Below are 2,949 nucleotides of genomic sequence, written 5' to 3'. Positions count from 1 at the left end.
GTGGCCCGGCGTGCCGTTGCCACGGCTGGGCGCCAGCAACGCCGCCCCGCCCAACTGCGCGTTGCCCTGCGCGCCATAGTGCTGCAACTGCACCACCACCGGGCACTGCTGCTGGTGGCCGAACTCGATCAACGGCGCAGGCACTGTGCCTGGCGCTCGGTGTAAAGGCCCAGCCCGCGTGCATGCAGGCGGGTAGTGGCGTCTACCGACGAGTTGGCGAGCACAGCCATGGCGCAGCCGCCGCGGATGATGCCCTGATAGAACTCGAGCATCTGCGCGGTCATGCAACCGTCCTGCGCCAGGTCGATCCCCATGGGCGCGAAGTACACCCGGTTGCGCAACTGCAGGTGCTGCCCCAGCGCCAGTGGCTGGCGGGTCAGCGCGTAGCCCGCCGGCATCGCCGTCACCCTTCGACGCGCGAGAATGCAGGTGCCAGCGCCTCATTGCTGGCGTCCAGTCTACGGACCGGCGTCTGCTCCGGTGCGTGGAAGCAGTGACACTTGATCACTTCCTTCAACGCCACCAGGGTCTGCTTGTCGAGCACGTCGAAGTGGGCGATGCGCTCATCCTCGGCCTCGCCGGGCTGGCAGCCCTTGATCGCAAAGCTGATGAAGCCGATGCCCTGCACATGGATCGCTGCCTGGTTGATCGCCTGATCGCCGGCAAGCCCGGTCGCGCTGCCACGAAACCGCAGGCCCGTCAGCGACAGGTGCATCAACTGCCCGACAAAGCTGTGGCCACTGGCGGTTTGCAACAGGACGTCCGGCAGCACCCGCGCCGACGGGCTGAACCAGTGATGCTCGGGGAAGCTCAAGGTGCGCATGCGCTTGAACAGCGGCATCTTCATCACATTGCCGCGCAGGCGCAGGGTGGCCACCACCGCGCCGTTCTGGAAGAACGTGGCGGTCTTGTCGATGCTGCGTGGCTGGCGACGTTTTTCGCTGGTGGTGTGCTCCACCACCACCTCCACCGCGTAGGTGGATTCGGTGTAGCTGCTGAACGAGACATTCAGGTCTTCGATGGAGATCGACACCTCGCCGCGCCGGTACCCGGTGTGGCTGTAGACATAGTGATACATGGCCTGGCGCGCGACCTCGATCAGCATCAGCCCGGGCACATGCTCATGGGGCTTGTTGTAGAAGAAGTAGTTGTTGGTGTCGTTGAGCACCGTGTAGGCGGTACGGCTGGACACGGTCCATTGCGGCCACTCGAACAGCAGGTCGGCCATCTGGCGCACGGCGTGGGCATCCAGCAGCGGGGTGTTCAGGTGGCGTTGCAGGTACGCTTCGACCTGGCGTGGCAGCCATTGCGCGGTCAGCTGGTAACCGCCGGCCACCGGCTGGTAGAACCCCTGCAGGTCCATTTCAAAGCTGGACAACGCGGCCAGCGCATCGCCCTCGATGAACAACGGGATGCTGCGCAGTATCCATACGCCCACCGGTTCCTGCCGGTAGAGCGAATGCAGCAACTGGCATTGCGCTGGATCCAGCGCAGCCAGCATCTGCGTGACGGTTGCGTCTGCCAGTTGGGCAGGCAGGATGTCCATCAGGCCGCTGAGCAGCACGTCGTCCGCGGCCGACTTGTGCAGGATGTGGGGGGTAAGGGGTAATTGACGATCCATGTAATCACCTGTTCTAGCGTTGGGGCGGGTACGCCGCTACGGCGTTCCTGAGCATGCGTTTGACAATCAGCCCGTGGGTGGGGGCCACCGGCACCATGTAGAGGCGGCCGAAGGTGTTGAACTGCTCGACGAGGTCGTCACGCGCAGCCGCCATAGCCGCGGCGCTGCCTCGCGGGCAGGCAACGGGGTCAGGTCCAGGCAGACCATGACCGCCAGGTGCGTGTCGCGCGAGGTCAGCACCAGTTGGCGCGGCGTGATGCCCTCGACCGTGAAAAAATCCAGGCGCTCACCCACCGCCGGCAGATGCTGCGCATCGCGCGGGGTGAAGCCCTGAATGGTGTCGACGTTGAAGTAGCGTGAAATCAGGTCGCGTATGCGAAACGCGCCACTCAGCCACGCCGGGATGTCCGAGGTCATCGCGCAGTAGGCCTGCAGCGCAGTCGGCATGCCGCCCACCTCGACCTCGGTGGCATGCAGAAAGTCCAGGCGCGCCGGCTCGGCCACCAGCCGCACGCCGTCCGCAGTGGTTACCAGCGCGCACGTTGCGTTGACGGTGTTCATCATTGCAGCAACGCAATGCTCGCCTGTTCGGCCTTGAGCAGCAGGTTTTCATAGGCCTGGTCGGGTGACTCGTGCGCACTCACGATGCGCTGGGCAATCTGCGCAGCGGCTTGCTCCAGCGCCTCACCGGCGATGAACACCGACTCGAACACGGGCAACGGCGGCAGGTAGCGCCCTTTCACATACGCCACGGTCTGCTGCAACGGGCGCAGCAACTCGTCCAGCGTGTAGCGGTTGAAGCCGCCGGCGCGGTAGCCGGAAGCCGGCGCCCCCACGCTGGTGACGATGAGGAATTCCTTGTCCTTGAGCTTGTCGCCACCGCGCGCATAGGCAAAGCCGGGGGTGAACACCTCATCGATCCAGCGCTTGAGCAGCGCCGGGCAGGAATACCAGTACAGCGGAAACAGCAGCACCACACGCTCATGCGCGCACAGCAGGCGCTGCTCGGCCGCCAGGTCGAAACCTGTCGGAGTGATGGCGCTGGCCAGCGGGTGGAGGGTAACCGACGTGTGTTCGAGCGCGGCGACGATCGCGGCGCTGACCCGGGACGCGCCCAGGTCCGGGTGCCCGACGACAACCAAGACATTGTCCATCCTTGACTCTCTCTAAGTGCGTGAACCAGTTGAAGGCTGCGGCATTCAGGCCGCGCAGTCCATTGAACGACAGCTTGGCAGCGGTGTAACCTCACCAATTGTGTAGGTGCTGGCGGGCACGTCTATCCAGCAGGCGAACAACCAGTGCGGGCCGACCTGCAACGGCGCCGCCGC

At 65.0% G+C, this 2,949-nt stretch carries 3 protein-coding genes and 1 pseudogene; all 4 read right to left on the bottom strand.

Features of this window, described 5'->3' with window-relative positions:
• Window positions 1-128 precede the first annotated feature (128 nt).
• The 4 genes and pseudogenes from G3436_RS15565 to G3436_RS15550 all read right to left on the bottom strand — a co-directional run bounded on the left by G3436_RS15565 (window position 129) and on the right by G3436_RS15550 (window position 2,775).
• Entirely contained in the window at window positions 129-398 is a 270-nt protein-coding gene (locus G3436_RS15565; RefSeq protein WP_163946535.1) for an oxidoreductase, read from the bottom strand.
• Window positions 399-403: 5 nt separating this feature from the next.
• The gene (locus G3436_RS15560) at window positions 404-1,621 is read right to left on the bottom strand and encodes an AfsA-related hotdog domain-containing protein (protein WP_163946532.1); all 1,218 of its coding nucleotides are present in this window, start codon (window positions 1,619-1,621) and stop codon (window positions 404-406) included.
• 13 nt (window positions 1,622-1,634) lie between these two features.
• Window positions 1,635-2,182, bottom strand: a pseudogene (locus tag G3436_RS15555) (DUF2867 domain-containing protein).
• Complete coding sequence (locus G3436_RS15550; protein WP_163946528.1) at window positions 2,182-2,775, bottom strand: NAD(P)H-dependent oxidoreductase; 594 nt, start codon at window positions 2,773-2,775, stop codon at window positions 2,182-2,184. Before G3436_RS15550 ends, G3436_RS15555 begins: the two are co-directional and overlap by 1 nt.
• Window positions 2,776-2,949 lie beyond the last annotated feature (174 nt).

The sequence above is a fragment of the Pseudomonas brassicae genome, from assembly GCF_010671725.1.
In the GTDB taxonomy this organism is placed as follows: domain Bacteria; phylum Pseudomonadota; class Gammaproteobacteria; order Pseudomonadales; family Pseudomonadaceae; genus Aquipseudomonas; species Aquipseudomonas brassicae.
This window is presented reverse-complemented; position numbering and strand designations above follow the sequence as displayed.

What these genes read in the sequence shown, in the direction of transcription:
- G3436_RS15565 (WP_163946535.1), bottom strand. Translation starts at nt 398, where the DNA reads ATGCCGGCGGGCTACGCGCTGACCCGCCAGCCACTGGCGCTGGGGCAG.
- G3436_RS15560 (WP_163946532.1), bottom strand. Translation starts at nt 1,621, where the DNA reads ATGGATCGTCAATTACCCCTTACCCCCCACATCCTGCACAAGTCGGCC.
- G3436_RS15550 (WP_163946528.1), bottom strand. Translation starts at nt 2,775, where the DNA reads ATGGACAATGTCTTGGTTGTCGTCGGGCACCCGGACCTGGGCGCGTCC.